Source organism: Pedobacter puniceum (assembly GCF_009674685.1).
GTDB lineage: Bacteria > Bacteroidota > Bacteroidia > Sphingobacteriales > Sphingobacteriaceae > Pseudopedobacter > Pseudopedobacter puniceum.
Genome location: NZ_WKJI01000001.1, coordinates 1054268 through 1078414, shown reverse-complemented (window position 1 = coordinate 1078414; position 24147 = coordinate 1054268). Strand labels below are relative to the sequence as shown.

Genomic DNA, 24147 nt, shown 5'->3' with positions numbered 1-24147 from the left:
TACAATTATGCATAAAAAAAGTCCTGCATTGGAGCAGGACTTTCAGAAAATCGTTATAAAAAGCAAATCTATAAGCCGGGTTCTGTCATCCTGATCCAAATTGCTTTGGATTTCAGGATTCTCTATCATTTATCTTGCCATAATATTGCTATTATAATCTAACGACCTACCCTCCTTAATAGCGACAAGCGCAGCGGAACGAGCAGCCCCGACGGTTAAGGTTTATTTGGTCTTTCAACTCCTGAGGTTTACCACGATGCATGTCGCCATACAAAGTCGTGAGCTCTTACCTCACGTTTTCACCTTTTCTCCCGTTAAACGGAAGTAGTTTATTTTCTGTAGCACTTTCTGTCACCTTTTTGGGTGCCTTCCCGTTAGGAAGCAGGATGCTCTGTGTTGCCCGGACTTTCCTCCATCCCGATATTAATCGGGATAGCGATAGAGCGATTTGCTCCACAAAGATAGGCTTTTACTTACAGTTATTGATGTTCTTTTCTACTTCCTTAACATCATAAATGCCTTGTTTATTACCAAATGAGTTGGTGATGTAAGTTAAAACCTTGGCAATATCAATAGCCGCTAAATGCTTTTCTGCTGGCATTGGAGTTTGGTAAGTTATACCGTTTACCACAATAGTATCTGCTAAACCATAAACAATATAGCAAGCTAGGTCTTTTCTATTTTCTCTTAAAAAAGTGCTATCTGTTAAAGGAGGGATAACATTTGCCAAACCGCTACCATCTTTCATGTGGCAGTTTTGGCAATGCACCTGATAAATTTGAGAACCATCTGCATAATAGCGTTGATATTTAACTTCATTCTCACTACAAGCGCTTAGAAAAATACAAATAATGAGCATGCTAAATGCAATACTTATAATTTTTGCTCTCATTTATACTCGGCTAATAAAATATCCATATCATCCATCAGTTGGCTTACTTGCTTTTCATCAGTACCATCATAAGCGCCTCTAATATGCCTGTTTTTATCTACTAAAATAAAATAGCCAGAGTGACTGATACCTCCTGGTGCTAAAGAATCTCTATCGGCATAATTCATATAACCATTACGGGCCATATTGTAAATAACATCTCTAGCGCCATATAAAAAGTGCCATTTTTTACTGCTTACGCCGAGTTTATCTGCATATTTTTTTAAAACGGGTACACTATCATGCTTAGGGTCTATGGTATGTGATAAGATAGCTACTTGGTTATTATCTTTATACTTATCATGAATACGCAATAACTGCTTCTTCATAATTGGGCATATAGAAGGGCAGGAGGTAAAGAAAAAATCAGCTACATAGATTTTATCTTTCAAAGAATCGTTATTTATATAAACGCTATCCTGATTTAATAAATTAAAATCAGGAATGCTTTGATAAATAGTGTCTTTACCATTAGCAGCAACTTCACGATTACCCAAAATAGGCAGTTTAGCAGCGTTTTGCTTACATGATACTATTGTTAGAAATAAAGAAGAAATAGCTATTAAGATATTGATTTTCATGTTATTTATATTGTTTAATAAGAGCGTTGCTATGTGCCAAAGATTTATCAAATAGAAATTTTACAGAATCTATTTTTTGTTCCTGTTTTCTTAGATAATCAAAAATTTCTGTACTTGATTTTCCTGTATAATCAGGATTAAACTGTTGCATCCAGTTCATCATAGCTTCATCGGCATTGCTTAATAAGTTTTTAGCACTATCAATTTGAGCTATAAGTGTATTGCTATCAAGACTTGGGTTTTCTGACTTAATTTTCTTGTATTTTAAAGTTATACTGTCTAATCTTAATTGGTTTTCTGTTAAAGAATCCATCTTAGCCATTAAAACATCATGTTTATCTATAACTTGCTTTTGTAATTTTTGTTGCTCTTCTTTATCGTTATTACATGCCAAAAAACTAAAGCATATTGCAACAAGTATCATTTTTAAATTATTCATCTTTAAAGGTTATTTTTTAATAAATATGGCAAGGCCAAACAAACTTACAATTAATACACCTAGTGCTGAAATTAACATTGTTAAATCTCTAATGTTTTTTCCGGCCCAGTCCATAAACAAGAATTTATGAAATATGGCAAAACTATAACCTTCTGTTCTATCAGCATTATTTATATGTGAAGCTAAGGTTGAAAATTGGGTATCAATAAAATAGGTGTCTTGGTTTGGAGTATCATAATCTAATTGCACAACAGGAAGCCTTTTAAATACAAAACCATAATCTCTTGAAAATGAATGTAAAGTTTTAGCATTCAGTAGGTTTGCTTCAAATAAATTATTGCTATTATCTGGTTTTAAACAGCAATCTGGTAAAATAATATCTTCTTGCTGCGTGGCAGTGGTAAACCTATTAACTAAATATTTAGCATATTCTATATCTGCATTTAAAAGTTCTTTGCCTGTAATTTGCTGATAATATGAAATTTGTTGAGGCTCGTCTTCTGTTTTGTTGTATAAAACTTGATATAATGTATCCTTTTTTAATACAACTATTGAAACGTTTGATAGTCTATCCCAATTTAAATTAAGCTTTAAAAAGTCTTTTTTAAGGTGTTCTGCTTTAATAATGGGTTCATGTTTTAATCCTGTTTCTCTATCTATATTCCATTTTGTTGAAGCATGATAAGCACCACTAGCTGCAAAAGTTAGGGTTACAAAGGCAGTTGCTATACCAATTTGCCTATGGTATCTTTTTAAAACACCTTTACTATTTGTAGGTTTTGTTTTAAATTTTCCCCACATAAATCCGTAAATCAAAATACCGCTTAGTGCTGATAATATGATGATACTTAAGCAAATCATCATTATTGAAATACGAATTTTATTATTGCCTATAGCATCTAAAAACGACCAATTATGAAATAAATCAAAAATTAAGAGGAAATTTTTACGACTTTGATTATTAAAAGTAGCTAAGCGACTGCTAGTGGTTTCAATAAATAAGTCTGTACCTCCGTTTTTATCAAAAGATAATTTCCAAACTGGTAAAAGCCGATTGATGTATTTATAATCTTGGCTAAAATTAGTTTGTAGGCTGATATTTGAAGGCTTAATATCTTTATTTGCTAAATAATATTGGGCTAGATGTGTAGCGTAACGCTTATCACCCTGTAAGAGTTCTTTACTAGTTGCCGTATCAAAATATCTTATTTTTTTATCGATGCTTTTAACTTGATAATAGGTGTTGCCTTCAAAAGAAACAATGCGAAAGTTTAAAAATCGGTGTATTTGATGTGCTTTTAAAACTTCTTGAAAACTGTATTTTATCTTTGTAGTATCTATTACGCTAATCTCTAGTTTTTCTTTTGGCAAAGTGGGTTTAAACCAATGAGCCATAAATGGATGCATAAGGCCAGATAATGTCCAAAAAATTACAGGTATAATGGTAATTAAACCTATAATTTTATGCCATTTATATATGTTTTGTTTGATGTATTTTTTCATTTTAATGATGTTAAAAAAAGCTCGCTTTAATTTTAAAGCAAGCTCTTTTAGTTAATTAATCTTTTTCTTACCCGTAAAATTGTATTGAATTCCCATTACATAACTTCTTGGGGCGCCAGGATTAAAGGTGCTTCTATCAGTAAGGTTATTACCTCTGGATACAGAGTTGGCAAATAACTCATCAGTAATATTCATGATATTGGCATAGAGTTCAATAGCTTTCCATTTATAGCCAACTCTGTAATTTACTAGATGATAACCTTCATACTTTACCGTATTAATTTGGTTTTGATACCACGATGATAAATATTGCCACTCTACAGATGTTCTGAAATTTTTAAACCATTTAGGGTAGTAATAAAATTCACTATTCCACGTCCAACGTGGCGAGCTAGGCATTTCAAACCCAGCAAGGTTTTGAAGTGGGTCACTTGGTCTATCACTAATTTTAAAATCTTCGAAACGATGGATAGCACTTGTACCTCCAAATCTAAACCAATATTCTTCGCTTGGTTTAGCATTAAATCCAAATTCTAAACCACGGTGTAAGGTTTTTCCTGCAGATTGAAAATCAAAAGAATTATCTGCTTGTCGGATACTTAACAACTCATTTCTACCATCCATTTGGTAAGCCGAAACATCCAAATAAATTTTATGATTAAAGAAAGAGATCCATCCTCCCAATTCATAATTATTAAAGTAAGCAGGGCTTAAATTGGTATAAAACTCAACTGGATTACTATTTGGTCTTGGTCTGAAAATAGAAGTTAGAGATGGCGGCGAAAAGCCCTGAGAAAAATTAGCGTAAACGCCCTTGTTTTTATCAATCTCATAAGTTAAACCAATTTTAGGCGTAAACCGTTGGTAAGTGATGTTTCCTGAAGTAATATTTACGTTGTTGATATAATCTAAATCCATCACATCATATCTGCCACCAACTGAAAAGCGTAGTTTATTGACAGGCATAAAATCATATTGTAAGTAAGCAGCATAATTTTTAATGTCTCCGTTGTAATTAGCTATAGGAATATCAGGTCTTTCTCTGGCTATACTATACTTTTCTACAAAACTATTACTTGGGTCTAGTTGCGCATTTAAATCAATTAAATAAGACCAATACGTGTTATCTGTTAAGTCTAAAACCACACCAGCTAGAAGTTTTGAGTTTAAAAGGTTAAACTTTTGGCTATGTTGCGCTATAAAACCATAACTCTCAAAATCGTTAGAGTTTATTTCGCCTCGGGCTTTTGTTGGGTCGTTTGTTGCACTTGATACAGGATTCCACCTAATGGCATAACTTGGATTTTGCCCATGCTTATTATTTCTTTGAAATAACGTAATGAAAGATTTAGAATGGCTATTCCAATCATGTTCTAGGGTTAAGCGAGAACGGTAAGCATCAGATTTTCTGTAAGTAAAATCTGATGTGCTTAAATAATTTCTGCTGTAAAACATGGCGCTATCCACACTTCCGGACATTTGCGAATAATAAGTACCGTAGATGAAGTTTCCTATGAGGCGGGTTTTGCTATTGAAATTATATTCTAATCTGGCATTTACTGATGTTTTATCATAATCAGAGCTAGCCATCCAAGAATTGGTTTGCTGGCTGCTTAAGCCTCCAATATAAAAGCCAAACTTTTTTAGTTGAGCGCCGGCTCCAAATTGTATCCGCCTAAAACCCCAATTGTCAAACTGAACGCCCACTTTTGCAGTAGGTACGGGTGTAGGCCTTTGCATAATAAAATTAATAGCTCCACCCACAGCTTCGGGTCCGTAAATAGAGGAAACAGGTCCTTTAACAACTTCAATGCTGTTGATAGCAAATTGGTTAACTTCCAATAAAGCATTATGGTTAAAAACACCTAAAGGTCTTATAGGTACACCATCTTCCAAATACAAATAATAAGCACTTGTGCCCATGGGTTGCCTTATAGACATGCTATGTTGCTCGTTACTATAACTCGGCATAATAACTCCTGGTGTTTTATTAATGATTTCAAAAACCTGACTAGCCTTTGTTTCATCAATAAGCTTTGCCGATAATTTACTAATAGCCATTGGAGTTTGGCTTCTTAAGCTAGCTTCTCTATTTGCTGTAACTACAACTTCATTTAAATTACTGGAGCTTTGCTTTAAAGCGATATAAACAGCTTGATTTGCTTTTACAATAAATTGCTGGTTTTCATAACCTAAAGCTGTTACAACCAAATTTGTACTATCTTTTGAGCTTTTAATATGAAAAGCTCCGGAAGCATCGGTTAAACTTACCAAATTCTGGTTTTCAACTTTAATGATAGCTCCGTTGATGGGAGTTTTTGTAAACTCCTCATATACGATTCCACTTATATCTTGTGCATAAGTGTTTACAATGGCGAGGATGTACCAAACCATTATCAAATAAAATTTCATGTGATTTTATTTAAGTCTGTAATAAAAAAATATCATCCAAACGCTTGGGATGATGTTAAATAAAATTATTACAGGCTTAAGCCGGAGGGTGAAAAATAGGGAATGCTCTTACTAAATTGTAGTGGAGTTGAACTGGGGTGTTAATTTCAAGAATTAAACTTGTGTTAAAGCAAAAAGCATAGTTGTTTACAGTAGCAATCTCTTGAAAGAGGTTTTTTTGATTTTGCCTTTCCTGTTGTGCTTGCTTTTTTTCTGCTTGTTCTAGTTTCTTCTTCAAAAAACATTTCCCAAAACATTTTAATTGCGGCTTGTTTTTGTTTTCACAAAGTTGTGCTGCAATATAATTTTTGTTCAACTCGTAACCTGCAAACACATATATTTTACTAAAATGAGTAGAAATAATAGTACAGATTAACAGATATGCAATAATGCGTTGAAACATGCTGCAAATATAAATTTAGTATCATCAAACCAAAGAAAATACACTATATAATTCTTAGATTTAAGGAAAAATAATACGCATATGAAAAAGCCTCTTCGTATTTTTAAAATCTTTTTACTTTTATTGATGATGACTACTACACAAGATTTACTAGCCCAATTAAAAGGTGCTTGGCACTTAAAAGATGGTGATACCAACCATTTATTATTGATAGAGCATGACTTTATTTTCCATACCATTTATAAGGATAACGAGTTTATAAATTTACATGGAGGTACTTTTGAGCGTACAGAAAAAGAATTGGTAATTAATATGCTTGTTCATAATCTTAATGCCGATGCTGTGGGTAAAAAAACACATTTGCCTTATACTTTTTTAAATGATGAACTTACTTTAATGCCTGGCAGTAAGATTCTAAAATTTAAAAGAGTTGATGATGGTAAGGCACCTTTAGCTGGCGTTTGGCGCATAACGTCCAGAATGCAGCCTGATGGTAAAGTTGTACCTATACACCAAACAGGTACCAGAGTTACCTATAAAATATTAACAGGAAGTAAGTTCCAATGGTTAGCTATAGACCCTGCTGTTAAGCTTTTTAATGGTACTGGTGGAGGTTCTTATACTTTTAAAGATGGTAAATATGTAGAAACAATTGAGTTTTTCTCTAGAGATAATAATAGGGTAGGTGCATCATTAAGTTTTGATGGCAAACTAGAAAATGGCGATTGGCACCACAGTGGTTTAAGCTCTAAAGGAGAAAAAATTTACGAAATCTGGTCGCAGGTTAAATAACATGAACTGGAAAGAAGAAAATAATTCACTTTACAAAAGCTTCAGCTTTAAAGATTTTGCTGAAGCTTTTGCTTTTATGACTAAAGTTGCCGTTTTAGCAGAAGAAGCCCAGCATCATCCCACATGGAAAAACACTTATAATAAGGTTGAAATTTGGCTTCAAACCCATGATGAAGGAAATATCGTTACAGAAAAAGATAAAGCTTTAGCCCAAGCTATTGATGCGCTTTTATAAGATTTTTAAAACAGCTAAATAAAGTTCGGCACATAAAATACCCATTCCAAAGCTTAGTAAAGTTCCTATCAAGATATATTCTGTAAGCTTGATGTCCTTAGCATCTTTTAAATCGCCAAACCTAAAAATAGATTTAGCTGCAAGCAGAAAACCAATACCTTCCCAAAAGTTTATCACTACAAAAAAGAAGATAAATAAGCGCTCTAAAATACCTATATACTTACCTGCATGGTTACTATTGTGTTGAATAAGTTCTGATGTTTCTTGCTTAATTTGAACACTCCATTGTGTTAATAAAACCCTTAAAACAATGGCACTTACATAACTCACGCTTAGTAAAGCTGTAACTATTAATAAAAATTGGGGTGTTTGCAGGTATTGGACATTTACCTCGTAAGGATAATAAGCATAAACAACCACTGCTAAAACAAGGAAATGTAAAAACTGGTCTGTAAAAAAGTATGCTTTGCTGTATTTAGGTTTCTCTAAGTAAATTTTAAGTATATCAATAACTAAATGACTGATTACAATAGCCATAATACCCAATAGATATTGCGTTTTAAATGCTGTTATCAATAACAAAAGCATTAAATGGATGGCTGCGTGGAAATAAAGGTATTTTGATTTTATTTTGAACGACTTTTTATGTTCAACCCATTTGTTGGGTTGCAGAACAAAATCGCCAATAAGATGTGCTAATAGCAGTTGCAATAATAATGTTAACATAGGTTTTTTAGCTGTTGCTGATAATAATGCAGCAGTTTTAGCAATTCATCATAACCACCTCTTTTTAAGCCCGCACTTATAGCACTTTGGCTTTTTTTATTTAACGCAGCAGCAAGCTGTTGCTGATTAAGTTCTGGATGCTGTAAAGCTTTTAATATCATTTCTGCCGATGTTGATGTCCAACCATCAGCGGTAAGCGCAAAAATTTCTAACATGGTGTTTATGGTTAAATCAAACTGTGGCCATGTAGTTTTTATTGCTAAAGTATTTGTTTTTAAGCTATCAAAACATTCGCCAGCAAAAATAAAAGCATCACCATTAGATTCTGATAGCTTATCGCTTTGATAATTTATGTCTCCAATACCAATACCAATTCTTGCATCTAATTGGCTTAACTTTTTAACATTAGCTTTGATAATATAAGCCAATTTAAGCGCAAATGAAGGTGCTGTTTTAATTTGAAAACTATCACCACGATAAATTTCCCAATCTTTAGGTTGTACTCCATATTGCCCAAATAGCGCTTTTAAACTATTGAGCCATATTTCAGAATCAACTTTTCTTGAGCTGATGATATCTCCGGTTAAAATTGCTTGCATCATAGTATGCAATATAGTAATTATCGCTTAATTATGCGATATTTTTAATTATCGTTTATTTGTGCGATATTTTTAATTATCGTTTATTTGTGCGATATTTTTAATTATCGCTGATTCAAACGATAATTTTTATTTCAAAAATAGTATATAAAAAAAGCCCGCTTTAAACGGGCTTTATGATTTTAAACTCCTAAATCAGCCATAATCTGATTGATTTTTTCATCTAACAAAGCATCAGTTTCTTTAAATGCTTCTTTATTTGCTAAAGGCGTGTTTACGCTGCAATAGAATTTAATTTTTGGTTCTGTACCAGATGGGCGAGCAGAAATGATACAGCCATCCTCGGTAACAAACTGTAAAACATCAGATTTTGGTAAATCTATTTGTTTAATGATACCAGAATTTAAATCAGTTTCTTTTCTTAAAGTATAATCTTTTAAAGTAACCACTTTAGAGCCACCTAAACTTTGTGGCGGATTATTTCTAAAACGCTCCATCATAGCTACAATTTCTTCGGCACCGGTTTTACCTTTCTTCGTGATAGATACTAACTTCTCTTTATAGAAACCGTATTTTACATACATATCTATCAAAGCATCGTACAGGCTGCTACCTTTATCTTTGTAAAAAGCAGTCATTTCTGCAATAAATGCACAAGAAATTACTGCATCTTTATCTCTAACAAATTCTCCAACTAGATAGCCATAACTTTCCTCGCCACCCACAATAAAGGTTTCCTTACCTTGTAATTGTGTCATAATTTGCCCAATAAATTTAAAACCAGTTAAGGTATTGTAGCAGGTTACATTTTTAGAAGCAGCAATTTTATCTATTAGGTAAGAAGTAACAATGGTTTTAATTACGTATTCTTTACCGGTAAATTTCCCTTCTTTCTCCCATGCCTCAAGCATGTAATTAACTAATAAACAGCCGGTTTGGTTACCATTTAAAAGTTCAAATTCACCATCGTGGTTTTTAACAGCAATACCTACACGGTCTGCATCAGGGTCTGTTGCTAAAACCAAATCAGCATCAACTTCTTTAGCTTTTTGTAAAGCTAAGGTTAAAGCTTCTTTTTCTTCTGGGTTTGGATAAATAACGGTAGGGAAATTTCCATCGGGTTTAACCTGTTGCTCAACCAAAGTAATATTGGTGAAGCCAAACCTCTCTAAAGCAGGAGGTACTAAGGTGATACCCGTACCATGAATAGGAGAGAAAACAATTTTTAAATCATGCTGACGCTTAATAGCATCAGGCGAAACCGATAAGGAAACTATTTTGCTTAAGTAGCTCTCATCAATTTCTTCGCCTATATAAGAAATGTTATCGGGCTTGGCCGTAAATTTAACATCATCTATATTGGTGATTTTTGCTACTTCATCCATCACCATTTTATCATCAGGTGCTACAAACTGCCCGCCATCTGAACCATAAGCTTTATAACCGTTATACTCTTTAGGGTTATGAGATGCAGTTAACATCACACCACTTTTACAGCCTAGCTCTCTTACTGCAAAAGAAAGTTCTGGCGTTGGTCTTAAAGCTTTAAAGAAATAAACATGAATATCATTAGCAGATAAAACCTCGGCTGTTATTTTAGCAAAATAATCAGAATTGTTACGGCTATCATGTGCAATAGCAACTTTTATAGTTTCGCCTGGATATTTTTTTATTAAATAGTTTGCTAAACCTTGTGTTGCTGCTCCAATTGTATATTTATTAATACGATTAGAACCTGGCCCCATAATACCACGTAAGCCTCCGGTACCAAATTCAAGATCTTTATAAAAAGAGTCTGTTAATTCTGTAAAAGATTTTTCGTCTAATAAAGTTTGGATTTTTTGCTTGGTCTCGGTGTCGTAATTTCCTTGTAACCAAGTGTTAATTTTAGTTTGGATAGAGAGTTCTAATTCCTGCATGTTATAAAAACTTTTATATATAGAAAAATAGGATGGATAAAAATATAATTAATAATGTAAATAATTGTAATGAATCAAAAATCGTACAATTTTATTTTATTCGTTCCCAATAATATCAAGCTTTTATCTATTTTTAACGCCTGAATTAAAAATCATATAAAATAGTATAAAAATGAAAGTTCTAAAGTTCGGAGGTACATCTGTAGGAAGCCCTGAAAGAATGAAAAAACTTTTAGACATCATCAATCCGTCTGAAAGACAGATAGTCGTACTATCTGCAGTTTCTGGTACAACTAATAGCTTGGTAGAAATATCTCAAGCTTATCTTGCGTCTGATAAGGCCAAGGCGAAGGAACTTGTAAAGGCTTTAAAGGATAAGTATGAGGTTTTCATTAAAGAACTATTTCAGAAAGACGAATTTTTAGCTAAGGGTAAAGAAGTAATTGATTCTCATTTTGATTTATTAGATGCTTTTTCGCATGATTTATTTACCGCAATTGAAGAAAAAGTTGTTTTAGCACAAGGCGAGCTTTTATCAACTACGTTATACCATATTTATTTACAAGAAATTGGTGTTCCATCTGTCTTATTGCCAGCTTTAGAGTTCATGAAGATTGATGAAGACAATGAGCCTATTGTAGATTTTATTACAGAAAAGATTACACCACTTTTAGATGCAAATCCCTCTATAAACTTGTTTATTACGCAAGGATATATCTGTAGAAATTCTTTTGGAGAGATTGATAATTTAAGAAGAGGAGGAAGTGATTATACAGCTTCTTTAATTGGTGCTGGTATACGTTCAGAAGAAGTTCAAATTTGGACAGATATTGACGGAATGCATAACAATGACCCTCGTATCGTAAAAGGTACCAAACCAATTGCTCGTTTATCTTTTGATGAGGCTGCTGAGCTAGCATATTTTGGTGCTAAAATTTTACACCCACAGTCGGTTTTTCCAGCACAACGTTATAAAATTCCGGTAAGGTTATTAAATACAATGGAGCCTAAAGCTTTTGGTACTTTAATTAGTTCTGAGAGTGAAAAAGGTAAAATCAAATCTATTGCAGCAAAAGATGGTATTACAGCTATTAAAATACAATCTAGCAGAATGCTTTTGGCTTATGGTTTCTTAAGAAGAGTTTTTGAAGTTTTTGAGCGTTATAAAACGCCAATTGATATGATTACAACATCAGAAGTGGCAGTTTCTGTTACCATAGATGAAACCAAATACTTAGGAGAAATCACCAAAGAATTAAGTGATTTTGGGTCTGTTGAAGTTGATGTAAACCAATCTATCATTTGTATAGTAGGGGATATGGGAGCTGATACCCATGGTTTTGCTTCAAGAGTTTTTGAATCTTTAAAACATATTCCATTAAGGATGATTTCTTACGGTGGAAGTAACTACAATATCTCTTTATTGGTTAAAACCGAAGATAAAGTAGAAGCTTTAAGAAGTTTACACAATCGTTTATTTGAATAATATAGTGCAGATGGTAAGGCAAATGTTTAATGCCCAATTAGTTGATTCATTTAAAGGTAAAGAAACACCTTTTTACTATTACGATTTAAAGCTGTTGAAAGACACTTTAATGGCATGTAAAGAGGCTTCTGTATCGCACCATTTTCATATACATTTTGCATTAAAAGCTAATTTCAATGATCGCGTTTTACAGCTTATTAAAGATGCTGGTTTAGGTGCAGATTGTGTTTCTGGTGGCGAGGTTAAAAAAGCCATTGAAACAGGTTTTGATGCAAAAAAAGTTGTTTTTGCAGGTGTAGGAAAATCAGACAGAGAGATAAACTATGCATTAGATAATGATATTTTTTGTTTCAATGTAGAGTCTATTCAAGAATTAGAGGTTATAAATGAATTAGCTGCTAAGAAAGGTAAAAAAGCCTCGGTTGCTATTCGTGTAAACCCTAATGTAGATGCGCATACCCACCATTACATTACCACAGGTTTAGATGAAAATAAATTTGGTATTAATGCTTGGGAACTTTCTGATGTGGCTGAAACATTAAAAAAATGTAGCCATTTAGAATTTTTAGGTATACATTTTCATGTGGGGTCTCAAATTACAGATATGAATGTTTTCAAAAGCCTTTGTGTAAAGGTTAATGAAGTTCAGTCTTGGTTTGAAGAGCGTGGTATGCCTGTAAAAGTTTTAAATGTTGGCGGTGGTTTAGGTGTAGATTATCATCATCCTGATGAAAACGCAATCGCAGATTTTAATAGTTATTTCCAAATTTTTAAAGACTTCTTAGAAATAAAATCTTATCAAGAAGTTCATTTTGAGTTAGGTAGAGCTTTAGTTGCGCAATGTAGTAGCTTAATTACTAGTGTTTTATATGTAAAACATGGTATTAAAAAGAATTTTGCGATTGTAGATGCAGGTATGACAGAATTAATGCGTCCGGCTTTGTATCAGGCATATCATAAAATAGAAAACATTTCCAGACAATTAGATAATTCTGACATCAAAAATCAAGAATCAAAAATTATTAATTACGATGTTGTTGGGCCAATTTGCGAATCGTCTGATTGTTTTGGAAAAGAAGTTACTTTACCTGAAACTAAAAGAGGAGATTTAATTGCATTAAGAACAGCTGGCGCTTATGGCGAGGTTATGGCTTCTGCATATAATTTGAGGCCTGATATCAGACATGTTTACACTGAAGCATAAAAAGTTACACATTCTTATTTATTGCCCCGTAAAAATTCCTGCTTTACAATATGGTGGAATTGAAAGGGTAATTTGGGATTTAGGAAAAGCTCTTCATCAACAAGGTTATCAAATTACCTATTTGGTGAAGAGCGGTTCTTATTGCGATTTTGCTAAAGTTATTCATTACAATCCTTCGGTTGATATAAACCAACAAATTCCTGAAGATGTAGACTTAGTACATTGCCATGATATTGTGCATCCAAAGCCACAAAAACCTTATTTAATTACTATTCATGTAAACCCAGCTTATAACCATACTTTAGATAAGCAATGTGTTTTTATCAGTAAAAACCATGCAGAAAGACACCAATCTAATGCTTTTGTTTACAACGGCTTAGATTGGGATAATTACCCTAAACCTAAACTAGGTATTAGACGAGAATATTTTCATTTTTTAGCTAACGCCGCATGGAAAGTTAAAAATGTAAAGGGAGCTATCCAAATAACTAAACAAGCTAATGAAAGACTAGAAGTTTTAGGTGGTTATCGATTTAATTTTAAAATGGGTTGGCGTTTTACTTTAGACACCCATGTTAGATTTAGAGGTATGGTAGATAATTTAGAGAAATCCAAATATTTACAGAAATCCAAAGGACTTATTTTTCCTGTTTTATGGGATGAGCCTTTTGGCTTAGCTATTATAGAAAGTATGTATTTTGGATGTCCCATTTTTGCTACTCCTTATGGCGCTATACCAGAGTTGGTAAACAAAGAAATAGCTTTCTTAAGTACATCGGCAGAAGATTTAGCTTATGCACTAAAAAAAGTAGATGATTTTGACAGCTTAAAATGCCACGAAAGAGCTAAAGATTTATTTTCAGCAACTTTTATGGCTAGCCAATATCTTAAGTATTATGAAAGGGTATTAAATAAAGAAAATTTGAACGAAGTTATCCCTACTTTAAAAGAAGAAGTAACGACAAAATACCTACCTTTTGATTACTCTTCAAAAAACTCTAACAACTCTCCAAAATAAGAGCTATCCCAGCCATCAACAAATTCTTCATAGCTTTCTGTTGGGATATTGGTATGTAGTAATTCTACTGAGGTGCCTTTTTTATGCTCGTGTAGTTTAATGGTTACGATTGATTTTTCTTCTTGTCCATCAAAATACCATTCTTGTACAATTTTTTGATTTTCAACGAACTCCAGATTTTTTCCTACAATATCACCATCAAATAAAGAAAATTCCGAACCTGCTATGGTACTCATCTCTGCTTCAGCACCTGTCCAAAGTTTAATACTTAGAGGATTAGTTAAAGCTAGATAAACTTCTTCTTGTGTGGCAGGTATAAGATAATACTTTTTATAATCTTTCATTTTATAAATAAAAAAAGCAGAAATATTTAAATCTCTGCTCAAAATTAGAATAAAATTCGGTTATGTAAACCTTTATCATCTTGTTAAGATTAGGTTTTCTTAGCTGTAACTAATAAAACAATACCGGCAATTAAAACTACTCCGCCCACATAAGGAGGCCAATTAACAGTCTCTTTTTTATCTGCTGAAACCTGTATAGGTCCTGCATCTATGACTTTTTCTTGTTTAGTATAAGAAAAGCCACCCCAAACCAGCATCACAATGCCAATGATGGTTAAAATAATTCCTAATGATTTGTTCATAGTATTGGTGTTTTAAAAAGAATAACCCAAAGCAATTTTGGCTCCAAGATTATGTTCTGCTCCCATTTGTAAAGTGCTAAAAATTTTTTTGTACTTGATAAAGGAGTTAAAACTTACAGCTCTATAATCCATATCAGGATCAGTTTGATTTGTATCTTTGTTGATAAAGCTCTTATTTAGGCCTGATGTTATTCCAACAAAAAGGCGTAAGCCTATTTGTAAGTTTTTGTTTAAAAAATTTGGATTCCATAAAATCTCTGATGATAAACCCGTAGTAAAGAATTTATCAAGATTTGAAACATAAACTGGATAACTTAATGTGGATCGGTAAATTTCTTTTCTGTAATTTGCGTAATCGCCTTTTTCAATGGAAAATGCGTTCTCCCAATTTAATATCCTTAAATCTAAATTCTTTATTTCTGTAACATGAAAACCTATAGTTGTTCTTAATCCGCCACCGTATAAAAACTTGTTAAAATTATTTATAGGATTATCAGAATCTGATTTTGATATGGTAGAGTCATTCTCATAATTGGCGTTACCTAAGAAAACAAATGCGCCATAACCAAAGTTAATATGTTTTAGAGTATGACCTTTGCTAATATTTAGCATTCCTAGATTGAAATTTAAATCTCCACTTGGTGCACTACTTGAACTGTATTCTGCAGAAATATAATTCAGGCGTTTAATAGTATCTTTAGAGAACGGACGTGGTAGATATCCTATATTGTTATCTCCAGTCATTGAGGGAGTTAAATACGTAACACATGATGGTAAACTTATAGCGAGAACAATAAGTGAAATCAGTAATTTAAATGCTTTCATAGTTTAGTTTAAGGTATTACGTAAAAGCATTCTCACCTGTTACATCTAAACCTGTTATTAATAGATGTATGTCATGAGTACCTTCATAAGTAATAACACTTTCTAAATTCATCATGTGGCGCATGATAGAGAAATCTCCGGTTATGCCCATACCGCCTAGCATTTGCCTAGCTTCTCTGGCAATATTTAAAGCTGTTTCTACCGAATTTCTTTTAGCCATAGAAATTTGAGCAGGAGTGGCCCTATTCTCATTTTTCAAAACTCCTAAACGCCAAACCAATAATTGCGCTTTGGTAATTTCAGTAATCATTTCGGCCAGTTTCTTTTGTTGTAACTGGAAACCAGCTAAGGGTTTTCCAAACTGTTTTCTTTCTTTAGCATACCTAAGAGCCGTATCATAACAATCCATAGCGGCACCTAAAGCGCCCCAAGCAATACCAAATCTAGCTTGGTTTAAACAACTTAAAGGTCCTTTTAAGCCTTGTACATGAGGAAGAATATTTCCTTTCGGGATTTTAACATCTTGAAAAATAAGTTCACCTGTGGCTGAGGCTCTTAAAGACCATTTTCCATGTGTTTCTGGTGTGGTAAATCCTTCCATACCACGTTCTACAATAACACCTCTAATGGTTTGTGTATCATCTTTAGCCCAAACAACAGCTACATCGGCGAAAGGAGCATTAGAAATCCACATTTTAGCACCATTAAGTAAAAAATAATCTCCCATATCTTGAATGCGTGTTTCCATTCCGCCAGGATCAGAACCATGATTAGGTTCGGTTAAACCAAAGCATCCCATTATTTCTCCTGAAGCCAATTTGGGTAAGTATTTTTGCTTTTGCTCCTCAGAACCAAAGGCAAATATGGGGTACATTACTAAAGACCCCTGTACAGAAGCGGTTGAGCGTAAACCAGAATCTCCACGTTCTATTTCCTGCATCATGATGCCATAAGCAATATAATCTAAACCAGCACCACCATAATCTTGTGGAATGGTTGGACCAAATACACCCAAATTTGCCAAACCGTTAATTAAATGTTTAGGAAATTGTGCTTTTTGGGCATAGTCTTCAATAATTGGGCTGACTTCTTTTTTTACCCAATCTCTAACAGTATTTCTAATCAATTTATGCTCGTCGCTTAGCAATTCATCCATTAGGTAATAATCTGGATGTTGATATAAATCGGTTTTTGAAGATTTTTGATTCATGGCATTGGCTTTTGTTAAATTTAACAAAACAATATTTTATTTGTTCCCTTTGATGTTATTAGTTTTTCATTCATATTTATAACATGTCTGTTATCAAAAGAAAAATTGCCTTAGAAGAGGTGAAATTTAATGCTCCGATAGGTTTTTTTGAGGAAGAAAGAATTTTAAAGAACAACTTTTTGTTTTCTGCTTATGTAAGCTATACCATTCAGCATCAACAGGATACAGATAATTTAGACCATACTGTTGATTATAGCAAACTTTATGATATTGCTAAAAATCATTTTTCTAAAGAAGCTAAATTGTTAGAGCATGTTGCACATGGTATTTTAGATGATTTTTTAGCAGCTTATCCGTTTTTAGAGTACATCAACATTCAAATAAAAAAATTAAATCCGCCTATACAGGCAGAGGTTAAAAATTCTTTGGTAGAACTTACTTATCAAGCAGATCATGTTTAAGCCGATAAACCATCAGGATATAGCTTTCTTTAAAGAAATATGTGGAGAAGATGCTGTTTTTATTGATGAAGATTCGCTTCTAAAATATAGTAAAGATGAAACTGAAGATTTAAGTTTTAAGCCTGAGGTAGTTTTAAAACCCCATCATACATCGCAAATTTCTGATGTTTTAAAATATTGTAATGAGCATTTAATAGCTGTTACTCCGCGTGGTGGCGGAACAGGTTTAAGTGGCGGAGCTTTGCCTATTTTTGGAGGTGTATCATTAAGTTTAGAACGCTTCAATAAAATTATCCACATAGATGAGCAAAATCTACAAGCCACAGTAGAAACTGGCGTTATTACACAGGTACTAATGGACGCGGCAGCAGAAAAGGGCTTGTATTACCCCATAGATCCATCAAGTAAGGGGTCTTCTTTTATTGGTGGTAATATTGCTCATGGTTCTGGCGGACCAAGAGTTGTTAAATATGGTACTTTAAAGGACTTTGTACTAAATTTAGAAGTTGTTTTGCCTAATGGCGATATCATTTGGACGGGTGCTAATACCATTAAATATGCTTCTGGATATAATTTAACGCAATTTTTTATAGGATCAGAAGGGACTTTAGGAATTATTACTAAAGCTGTTGTGAAGCTGATAGCAAAACCGGTTCATCAGCTTTTAATGATGGCTGCTTTTACATCAGAAGAAAAGGCTTGTGCCGCGGTTTCTGCCATTTTTAAATCAGGAATTACACCTTCCGCTCTAGAATTTATGGAGCGTAATGGGGTAGAGTGGGTGGTCAATTATGCTCAACTCAATTTTAATGTTTTGGATGATGCAAAAGCTTATTTGCTGATAGAGCTTGATGGTAATTATTTAGATGTCTTGTATCAAGATTGCGAAACTGTAAATACGGTTTTAGAACAATATCATTGTTTAGATGTGCTTTTAGCTGAGTCATCAACGCAAAAAGAAGAGCTTTGGAAAGTGAGGCGTTTAATGCCGCATTCTGTAAAATCAAACTCCATTTATAAAGAAGAAGATACTGTAGTTCCAAGGGCATCGTTACCAAAACTCATTAAAGGTATTAAAGCTTTAGGTGAGAAATATGGTTTTGATTCTATTTGTTACGGTCATGCTGGCGATGGTAATTTACATGTCAACATCATTAAAGGAAACATGAGTGATGCTGATTGGAATATTAAACTAAAAGACGGGATTAAAGAAATTTTTGAACTTACCGTTTCTTTGGGCGGTACTATCTCTGGCGAACACGGCATTGGCTTGGTACAAAAAGATTATATGCATATCAAATACTCAGAAACGCATTTAAACCTTATGCGAGCAATAAAAAATGTATTTGATGTTAAAGGAATTTTAAATCCTGGTAAGATATTTAACATCAAAACCTAGCTAATTTTAACTCAAAATAGTTCTTATAATTTCTTTAGGTGGTAAAATAGGTTTTCCTGAAGAAGTAAAAACAATAATTACTTTTGCTTTTGTTATTAATTCTTCTCCTCTAAAAATTTGCTGATGAAAAATAAATTTCAAATTTCCTTCACGCTCTATCTGTAGGCTAACATGAAACTTATCGCCACTTTTTAAAGGCTTTTTATAGTCAATTTCTATACGGTAAACTACAGGGTCAATATTTTCTTGGTGTAGTTTAGCAAAATCTAAACCTTTATGTTTTAAAAATTGATGTCGTGTGTGTTCTAAATAATGTTGATAAACTGCATTATTTACAATTCCTTGTAAATCGCACTCATAATCTCTAACCTCAAAGCTTTCTTTAAACATTACATTTCTGGGTTATCATAAGCAATCATTTTAGCTTTTTCTGCTTGCGGAATAGCTACAGGTTTTCCCGTTTTATAATCAATAGCTACTTGTGTAGTTTTGCCTATGGTTTTTAAAATAAAATTATCCCCTTCTTCAGCATAAAGGAGATAAGCAATATCAAAACTACTATTGCCAACTCTGGTAGTTTTAACACAAGCTGTTATTTTATCTTCTAAAAGTATAGGTTTTAAATACTCTACTTCAGATTTTACTAGTATTATTCCTGTTGCCTTCCAATCCCACTCAATGATGTCTTTCCAATAGGCAGAGCGGGCTTGTTCAAAATAAGTAAGGTAAACAGCATTATTTGCATGGCCAAACATATCCATATCTGCAAACCTAATTGGGATAGGAGTTTTATAAGTAAAGGCAGAAATATTTTCTTCTAATTTCATAGTAAACTGCAATATGGTCAGTAAAATAAACAAATTAATGACAAAAAGTCATTGTTTTTCAACAAAAATACCATTGGTATTAGAGTTGATTCATCTTTAAACGTAAACAAATTTAAAATAATTTATAAGGAGGATATAAAAATGACTTTAGTAAAATTTAATAACGAGAAAAACGGTGTGAGAAATTATTCGCCATTTAATGATTTATTTGATAGTTTTTTTAGAGATAGCTATTATAATGATAGCACTTTAAATAAAGTTCCGGCGGTGAATATTTTTGAAGCAGAAGAAGCTTATACCATAGAAGTTGCTGCACCAGGTTTAAAGAAAGAAAATTTTAAACTTCAGCTAGAGAAAAATGTGTTGAAAATTTCAGCAGAAAAAGCCACCGAGACAGAAAACGATAATAGAAAAGTTACCAGAAAAGAATTCAGTTATAACGCTTTCGCTAGATCATTTACCTTACCAGAAACTGTAGATTTTGCTAAAATAGACGCAAAATATGAAGATGGTGTATTATACGTAACAGTAGGTAAAAAAGAAGAAGCTAAAATCCAATCTAGGGAAATAGCAATAAGTTAATCATATTTTTTAGGTTTAGTTTTTTGATTGGCATCCCGTTTTTGTTAGCAGAAACGGGATTGCTTTTTTACTTCAAAATCAACATTATTTATTAAATTTGGACATGAGTTTAGAAATTCTGGATACCCGCCGAAAAGCCTTAACAATTAATCTTGACCCAAATATATACGGCACTTTTGCAGAAATTGGAGCCGGACAAGAAGTAGCTAGAAACTTTTTTACAGCTGGTGCTGCTTCTGGTACCATTGCCAAAACCATGTCTGCTTACGATATGACTTTCAGTAATGAAATTTATGGTCAAGAAGAGTCTGGACGTTATGTATCTAAATCAAGATTAATAAAAATGCTTGATTATGAATTTAAACTCTTGGGTGATAGGTTATTTGGAGATAAATATCAAACCAAAACTTTTTTCGCTTTCGCGGATACGGTAACAACACTTAACTACAATAAAACTAACGACCCACATGGTTGGTTAGGTATAAAATTTCAGTTAGAACCTTACGGACCACCACATGAAATTATTTTCCATGTAAGGCTATTAGATAGTGATGCTAGTTTGCAACAAAATGTATTGGGTATTTTAGGAGTAAATCTAGTTTATGCAGCTTTTCATTTACATCATGACCCTAAAGCCATGATTGAATCTTTAGCTGATAATTTAACACAAGGTTCTGTAGAGATAGATTTAATAAGTGTTAAAGGTCCAGTTTTTGAGTTTTTAGATGATATTCTAGTAAACCTTTACTTGATACAAAAAGGTTTCTCTAGTGCTGCTATTTTTGATAATTATGCCAAGGTTAAACAAGCTAAAGATTTGATGTATAAAAAGCACATCATGATTTTAAGAACTCGTTTTAACCAAAAAGTATTACCAGATTTTGATTTATTTCATCAAGCTGTAGAACAATATAAAGCTACATTAGCTATAAACGAAACAGAATTGGTTACACTTGCAGAGCTTACCCTAAATAACATGATGGAGAAAGCCGATAAGAGCGATGAAGATTTATTAAAACGCGTAGCAAAAAGAGCAAGAGAAATAACAGAAAAAGGTCATTACGTTATAATTTCTAATTTTAATAGGCATAATAAACTAGCTAAGTATTTATCATTAGCCAAACCTAAAAGTGTTGGAATTACTACCAACATTTCTAATCTAAAGCATATTTTTCAATCAGAAAATTATGGTGAAAATTATACTAACGAATTATTAGCTTATATCAGCGATTTATTTAGTAGAAACGTTAAACTGTTAACTTATCCTTACCGGGATATTAAAAACAAAACCATCGTTACTACTAAAAATGTGGAAGTTTCACCAGAAGCAAAACCACTTTTTGATTTCTTGATTCAGAATAAATATATTATTGATATTGAGGAGATTGCAGAGATTATATAGTGTATAAAAAATCTAATTCTAAACCTTTCAAATCTTCGAATTTAGGGATAGTTTTTACAAGATCGGTTTTTCTAATACTAAGTTTAATTTGGCAATTTAAATCAAATTCTTGATGAAGTATTTCTATTTTATCTTCTTTGATGATTTTCATCACATCGTTCATCAATAAGTAATCAAACTTAATAGCATAAACATCATTAACAGTTTTTTCTATAATTTGAGCATTTAAAATAGCATCTTCTGTGGCTGCTTTATAAGCATTTATTAAACCTGGTACACCCAATAAAGTACCTCCAAAATATCTTACAACTACTACTAAAATATTAGTAAGTTCTTTAGAAAGTAAAACATTTAAAATAGGCCTTCCGGCAGTACCAGAAGGTTCTCCATCATCATTAACCCTATAAATATTTCTATCTGGCGTAAGCCTATATGCATAACAATGGTGCCTAGCTTTCGGATGTGATGTTTTAACATTAGTAATGATATTTTTTAAATCATTTTCATGAGAAAAGGGAAAGGCGTAAGCAATAAATTTACTTCCTTTATCTCTAAAAATGCCTTCTGCTGGGTTTTGTACAGTTTTATAAGTATCGTCAAAAAGCATCAAGAAAATGTAAGAATTATAATAGCTATAATCGCCAAAAGCAAACCTATTTTGTTTAAAACACTTAAACGTTCTTTAAATAAAACTAAGCCTACCAAAGAACCCAAAGCAATTACACCTATATCAAGAGCAGAATATACAACAGAAGGTCTGTCTTTTTCTATTTGTAGCGCAAAAATGTAAAAGTATATAGAGCCAAAATTAAACAAGCCTAAAACTATGCCTGCTAAAGCTGCTCGGGTCTGAAATTTTAATGTTCCATTTATTTTTTGATAAGCCAAACTAGCAAAGGCTAAAACCGTAGCGATAGAGAAAATATAAAATAGTGAAGTTGTAAAGCTTATTCCATCTATTTTAGTGAGGAAATTAAAAAGGACATCAATTACCCCGGTTCCTAAAAATACAATAATAGGAAACCAAAATTTCATGTCTTTTAAATCAAATTTACCTTCTGGCTTAGATGCAATAATGGCTAAAAATCCTATAACAAGACCTACAATTTTTAATGGCGTTAATTGCTCGCTAAACAATAAAAAAGATCCTAAAACGGGTAAAGCTAATGATAAACGCTGCGCTATAACCGTTAGTACCATCCCTGATGTAGCAATACTCTTACTAATAAAATAAAATATAGACAAGAGGAGAATAGCTGTAATTCCGTAAAGAGTAAAATTTTGTGTTGTAGGCTGAGTATTTAAATCGGGTTTAAAAAATAAAAAACATAATAATGCAGCAGTTGGATAATTAAAAACAATTGCTTGGTAAGCGTTTGTATAATATCTTTTCAATAATTTGAAATTGATACTAACTGTTACACTGCATAAAATAGCAATAGCTAAATATATCATGGATGTTGAGGTGTAAGCGTTAATAATTTATCTTTACCAATAGGGATTATGCTTTCCTGAATGCCATTAATTTCTGGGGCTTTTAAACCATCTTCCCAAGCAATAGGTGAAACGAGAATTCTGGCCTCATCCCACAAACCAGCACTAATAAACATTTCTAAGGTTTTAATACCACCTTCTACAATAACAGATTGTATATCTTGTAAGTATAACTGATACAATAAATATTGTGGTAAGAAAAAGTCGAAATCTTCTATACTAATGTATTTAACATTTTCTTTTACATCTGTAAGAGCTTTGTTAAAGACAAAAGTCTCTATAGAATTATCAAATAAATGGAGTTTTTTATCGAGTTTTAAATCTCTATCAATAACCGCTCTTTTAGGGTTTTTACCTTCAACCAATCTTACATTAAGTTGCGGATTATCTATTTCAGCAGTTCTTTTTCCTACTAAAACACAATCTTCTTCACTTCTCCATTGGTGTACCAGCATTTTAGCTTCTTTACCGCTTATCCATTTCTGAGGACCATCTTTGGTAGCAAAGTAACCATTTAAAGTTTGTGCCCATTTTAAAATGATATAGGGCCTCTGTTTTTCTACTCTGGTAAAAAAACGTTTATTTAAAGCTAGGCACTCTTGCTCTAAAACACCTGTAGTAACTTTTATGCCTGCATTTTGCAATTTTTCTATGCCTTTACCATTTACTTTAGAGAAAGGATCCGTACAGCCAATAACTACTTCAGGTATTTGGTGTTGAATTATTAAATCTGAGCAGGGTGGGGTTTTACCAAAATGGGCACAAGGTTCTAAAGTAACATAAAGTGTTGCTTCTTTTAACAGTTCTACAGCATTTTCGTGTTTTAAAAATACATCTGCGATAGCATTAACCTCGGCATGTGCTTCACCATATTTTTGATGATATCCTTCACCAATAATTTTACCTTGATGCGTAATAACAGCACCAACCATAGGGTTTGGACTTACACTTCCTGCACCCAATTTTGCTAATTCTATAGCTCTTTGTAAAACAATTTCTTGCTTGTTCACGTAT

Annotated in this window: 27 protein-coding genes and 1 other RNA gene; 9 read left to right on the top strand and 19 right to left on the bottom strand. The window is 32.8% G+C overall.

What is annotated here, in order from left to right:
* Positions 1 to 55: 55 nt before the first annotated feature.
* The 7 genes from rnpB to GJJ64_RS04805 form a co-directional block, all read right to left on the bottom strand.
* An RNA gene (gene rnpB, locus GJJ64_RS04835) (RNase P RNA component class A) lies at positions 56 to 455 on the bottom strand.
* Between the two features lie 14 nt (positions 456 to 469).
* On the bottom strand, positions 470 to 892 hold the full coding sequence (locus GJJ64_RS04830; RefSeq protein ID WP_154286596.1) for a c-type cytochrome: 423 nt from the start codon (positions 890 to 892) through the stop codon (positions 470 to 472).
* A complete protein-coding gene (locus tag GJJ64_RS04825; protein ID WP_154286595.1) occupies positions 889 to 1512 on the bottom strand; it encodes an SCO family protein in 624 nt (207 codons plus the stop codon). The genes GJJ64_RS04830 and GJJ64_RS04825 overlap by 4 nt, the downstream gene beginning before the upstream one ends.
* A gap of 1 nt (position 1513) precedes the next feature.
* Positions 1514 to 1951 (bottom strand): hypothetical protein, encoded by a 438-nt coding sequence (locus GJJ64_RS04820; RefSeq protein ID WP_154286594.1) that lies wholly within the window; start codon positions 1949 to 1951, stop codon positions 1514 to 1516.
* A 9-nt stretch (positions 1952 to 1960) separates the two neighbouring features.
* Positions 1961 to 3454 (bottom strand): PepSY domain-containing protein, encoded by a 1494-nt coding sequence (locus tag GJJ64_RS04815; RefSeq protein ID WP_154286593.1) that lies wholly within the window; start codon positions 3452 to 3454, stop codon positions 1961 to 1963.
* Positions 3455 to 3505: 51 nt separating this feature from the next.
* Positions 3506 to 5866 carry a TonB-dependent receptor gene (locus tag GJJ64_RS04810; RefSeq protein ID WP_154286592.1) on the bottom strand — a complete coding sequence of 787 codons (2361 nt, stop codon included), beginning with the start codon at positions 5864 to 5866 and terminating at the stop codon, positions 3506 to 3508.
* 76 nt (positions 5867 to 5942) lie between these two features.
* A complete protein-coding gene (locus GJJ64_RS04805) occupies positions 5943 to 6308 on the bottom strand; it encodes a hypothetical protein (RefSeq protein WP_154286591.1) in 366 nt (121 codons plus the stop codon).
* A gap of 81 nt (positions 6309 to 6389) precedes the next feature.
* On the opposite strand from GJJ64_RS04805, the gene GJJ64_RS04800 reads away from it, so the two are divergent.
* Complete coding sequence (locus GJJ64_RS04800) at positions 6390 to 7100, top strand: membrane or secreted protein (protein WP_154286590.1); 711 nt, start codon at positions 6390 to 6392, stop codon at positions 7098 to 7100.
* A gap of 1 nt (position 7101) precedes the next feature.
* Positions 7102 to 7335: a 4a-hydroxytetrahydrobiopterin dehydratase gene (locus tag GJJ64_RS04795; protein ID WP_154286589.1), complete on the top strand. Its 234-nt coding sequence runs from the start codon at positions 7102 to 7104 to the stop codon at positions 7333 to 7335.
* On the opposite strand, the gene GJJ64_RS04790 is transcribed toward GJJ64_RS04795, so the two are convergent.
* From GJJ64_RS04790 to GJJ64_RS04780, 3 genes are all read right to left on the bottom strand, one after another.
* The gene (locus GJJ64_RS04790; protein WP_154286588.1) at positions 7330 to 8061 is read right to left on the bottom strand and encodes a DUF3307 domain-containing protein; all 732 of its coding nucleotides are present in this window, start codon (positions 8059 to 8061) and stop codon (positions 7330 to 7332) included. The genes GJJ64_RS04795 and GJJ64_RS04790 overlap by 6 nt on opposite strands.
* A complete protein-coding gene (locus tag GJJ64_RS04785; RefSeq protein ID WP_229655460.1) occupies positions 8055 to 8663 on the bottom strand; it encodes a SatD family protein in 609 nt (202 codons plus the stop codon). The genes GJJ64_RS04790 and GJJ64_RS04785 overlap by 7 nt, the downstream gene beginning before the upstream one ends.
* Positions 8664 to 8842: 179 nt before the next feature.
* A complete protein-coding gene (locus GJJ64_RS04780) occupies positions 8843 to 10579 on the bottom strand; it encodes a phospho-sugar mutase (protein WP_154286587.1) in 1737 nt (578 codons plus the stop codon).
* A gap of 172 nt (positions 10580 to 10751) precedes the next feature.
* Between GJJ64_RS04780 and GJJ64_RS04775 the strand changes: the two genes are divergently transcribed.
* Genes GJJ64_RS04775 through GJJ64_RS04765 form a run of 3 tightly spaced genes read left to right on the top strand, consistent with a single transcriptional unit; the run spans position 10752 to position 14287 of the window.
* Positions 10752 to 12065 carry an aspartate kinase gene (locus GJJ64_RS04775; RefSeq protein ID WP_154286586.1) on the top strand — a complete coding sequence of 438 codons (1314 nt, stop codon included), beginning with the start codon at positions 10752 to 10754 and terminating at the stop codon, positions 12063 to 12065.
* A 22-nt stretch (positions 12066 to 12087) separates the two neighbouring features.
* Entirely contained in the window at positions 12088 to 13269 is a 1182-nt protein-coding gene (gene lysA / locus GJJ64_RS04770) for a diaminopimelate decarboxylase (protein ID WP_154286954.1), read from the top strand.
* A complete protein-coding gene (locus tag GJJ64_RS04765; protein ID WP_154286585.1) occupies positions 13250 to 14287 on the top strand; it encodes a glycosyltransferase in 1038 nt (345 codons plus the stop codon). Before lysA ends, GJJ64_RS04765 begins: the two co-directional genes overlap by 20 nt.
* Here the strand turns inward: GJJ64_RS04765 and GJJ64_RS04760 are convergent.
* From GJJ64_RS04760 to GJJ64_RS04745, 4 genes are all read right to left on the bottom strand, one after another.
* Positions 14251 to 14631, bottom strand: coding sequence for an SRPBCC domain-containing protein (locus GJJ64_RS04760; protein WP_154286584.1), 381 nt, complete (start codon positions 14629 to 14631; stop codon positions 14251 to 14253). The genes GJJ64_RS04765 and GJJ64_RS04760 overlap by 37 nt on opposite strands.
* An 89-nt stretch (positions 14632 to 14720) precedes the next feature.
* Positions 14721 to 14933: a hypothetical protein gene (locus GJJ64_RS04755; RefSeq protein WP_026904776.1), complete on the bottom strand. Its 213-nt coding sequence runs from the start codon at positions 14931 to 14933 to the stop codon at positions 14721 to 14723.
* A 12-nt stretch (positions 14934 to 14945) separates the two neighbouring features.
* Complete coding sequence (locus GJJ64_RS04750; protein WP_154286583.1) at positions 14946 to 15758, bottom strand: hypothetical protein; 813 nt, start codon at positions 15756 to 15758, stop codon at positions 14946 to 14948.
* A gap of 16 nt (positions 15759 to 15774) precedes the next feature.
* Complete coding sequence (locus GJJ64_RS04745; RefSeq protein WP_154286953.1) at positions 15775 to 16968, bottom strand: acyl-CoA dehydrogenase family protein; 1194 nt, start codon at positions 16966 to 16968, stop codon at positions 15775 to 15777.
* Between the two features lie 83 nt (positions 16969 to 17051).
* On the opposite strand from GJJ64_RS04745, the gene folB reads away from it, so the two are divergent.
* Positions 17052 to 17429: a dihydroneopterin aldolase gene (gene folB / locus GJJ64_RS04740; protein ID WP_154286582.1), complete on the top strand. Its 378-nt coding sequence runs from the start codon at positions 17052 to 17054 to the stop codon at positions 17427 to 17429.
* On the top strand, positions 17422 to 18828 hold the full coding sequence (locus tag GJJ64_RS04735; RefSeq protein WP_154286581.1) for an FAD-binding oxidoreductase: 1407 nt from the start codon (positions 17422 to 17424) through the stop codon (positions 18826 to 18828). The genes folB and GJJ64_RS04735 overlap by 8 nt, the downstream gene beginning before the upstream one ends.
* Positions 18829 to 18834: 6 nt before the next feature.
* On the opposite strand, the gene GJJ64_RS04730 is transcribed toward GJJ64_RS04735, so the two are convergent.
* Together GJJ64_RS04730 and GJJ64_RS04725 are read right to left on the bottom strand one after the other, a co-directional pair.
* Positions 18835 to 19218 (bottom strand): acyl-CoA thioesterase, encoded by a 384-nt coding sequence (locus GJJ64_RS04730; RefSeq protein WP_154286580.1) that lies wholly within the window; start codon positions 19216 to 19218, stop codon positions 18835 to 18837.
* Positions 19218 to 19655, bottom strand: a complete 438-nt coding sequence (locus GJJ64_RS04725; protein ID WP_154286579.1) for an acyl-CoA thioesterase — start codon at positions 19653 to 19655, stop codon at positions 19218 to 19220. The genes GJJ64_RS04730 and GJJ64_RS04725 overlap by 1 nt, the downstream gene beginning before the upstream one ends.
* Before the next feature lie 141 nt (positions 19656 to 19796).
* Between GJJ64_RS04725 and GJJ64_RS04720 the strand changes: the two genes are divergently transcribed.
* Entirely contained in the window at positions 19797 to 20237 is a 441-nt protein-coding gene (locus tag GJJ64_RS04720) for an Hsp20/alpha crystallin family protein (RefSeq protein ID WP_154286578.1), read from the top strand.
* Between the two features lie 103 nt (positions 20238 to 20340).
* On the top strand, positions 20341 to 21639 hold the full coding sequence (locus GJJ64_RS04715) for a nicotinamide mononucleotide adenylyltransferase (RefSeq protein WP_154286577.1): 1299 nt from the start codon (positions 20341 to 20343) through the stop codon (positions 21637 to 21639).
* Here the strand turns inward: GJJ64_RS04715 and GJJ64_RS04710 are convergent.
* From GJJ64_RS04710 to ribD, 3 genes are read right to left on the bottom strand one after another with little or no spacing between them, the layout of a single operon-like run.
* The gene (locus GJJ64_RS04710) at positions 21632 to 22246 is read right to left on the bottom strand and encodes an IMPACT family protein (RefSeq protein WP_195759225.1); all 615 of its coding nucleotides are present in this window, start codon (positions 22244 to 22246) and stop codon (positions 21632 to 21634) included. The two genes, GJJ64_RS04715 and GJJ64_RS04710, sit on opposite strands and share 8 nt — an antisense overlap.
* Positions 22246 to 23094, bottom strand: a complete 849-nt coding sequence (locus tag GJJ64_RS04705) for an EamA/RhaT family transporter (protein ID WP_154286575.1) — start codon at positions 23092 to 23094, stop codon at positions 22246 to 22248. The genes GJJ64_RS04710 and GJJ64_RS04705 overlap by 1 nt, the downstream gene beginning before the upstream one ends.
* Positions 23091 to 24143, bottom strand: a complete 1053-nt coding sequence (ribD, locus tag GJJ64_RS04700; protein WP_317162903.1) for a bifunctional diaminohydroxyphosphoribosylaminopyrimidine deaminase/5-amino-6-(5-phosphoribosylamino)uracil reductase RibD — start codon at positions 24141 to 24143, stop codon at positions 23091 to 23093. The genes GJJ64_RS04705 and ribD overlap by 4 nt, the downstream gene beginning before the upstream one ends.
* Positions 24144 to 24147 lie beyond the last annotated feature (4 nt).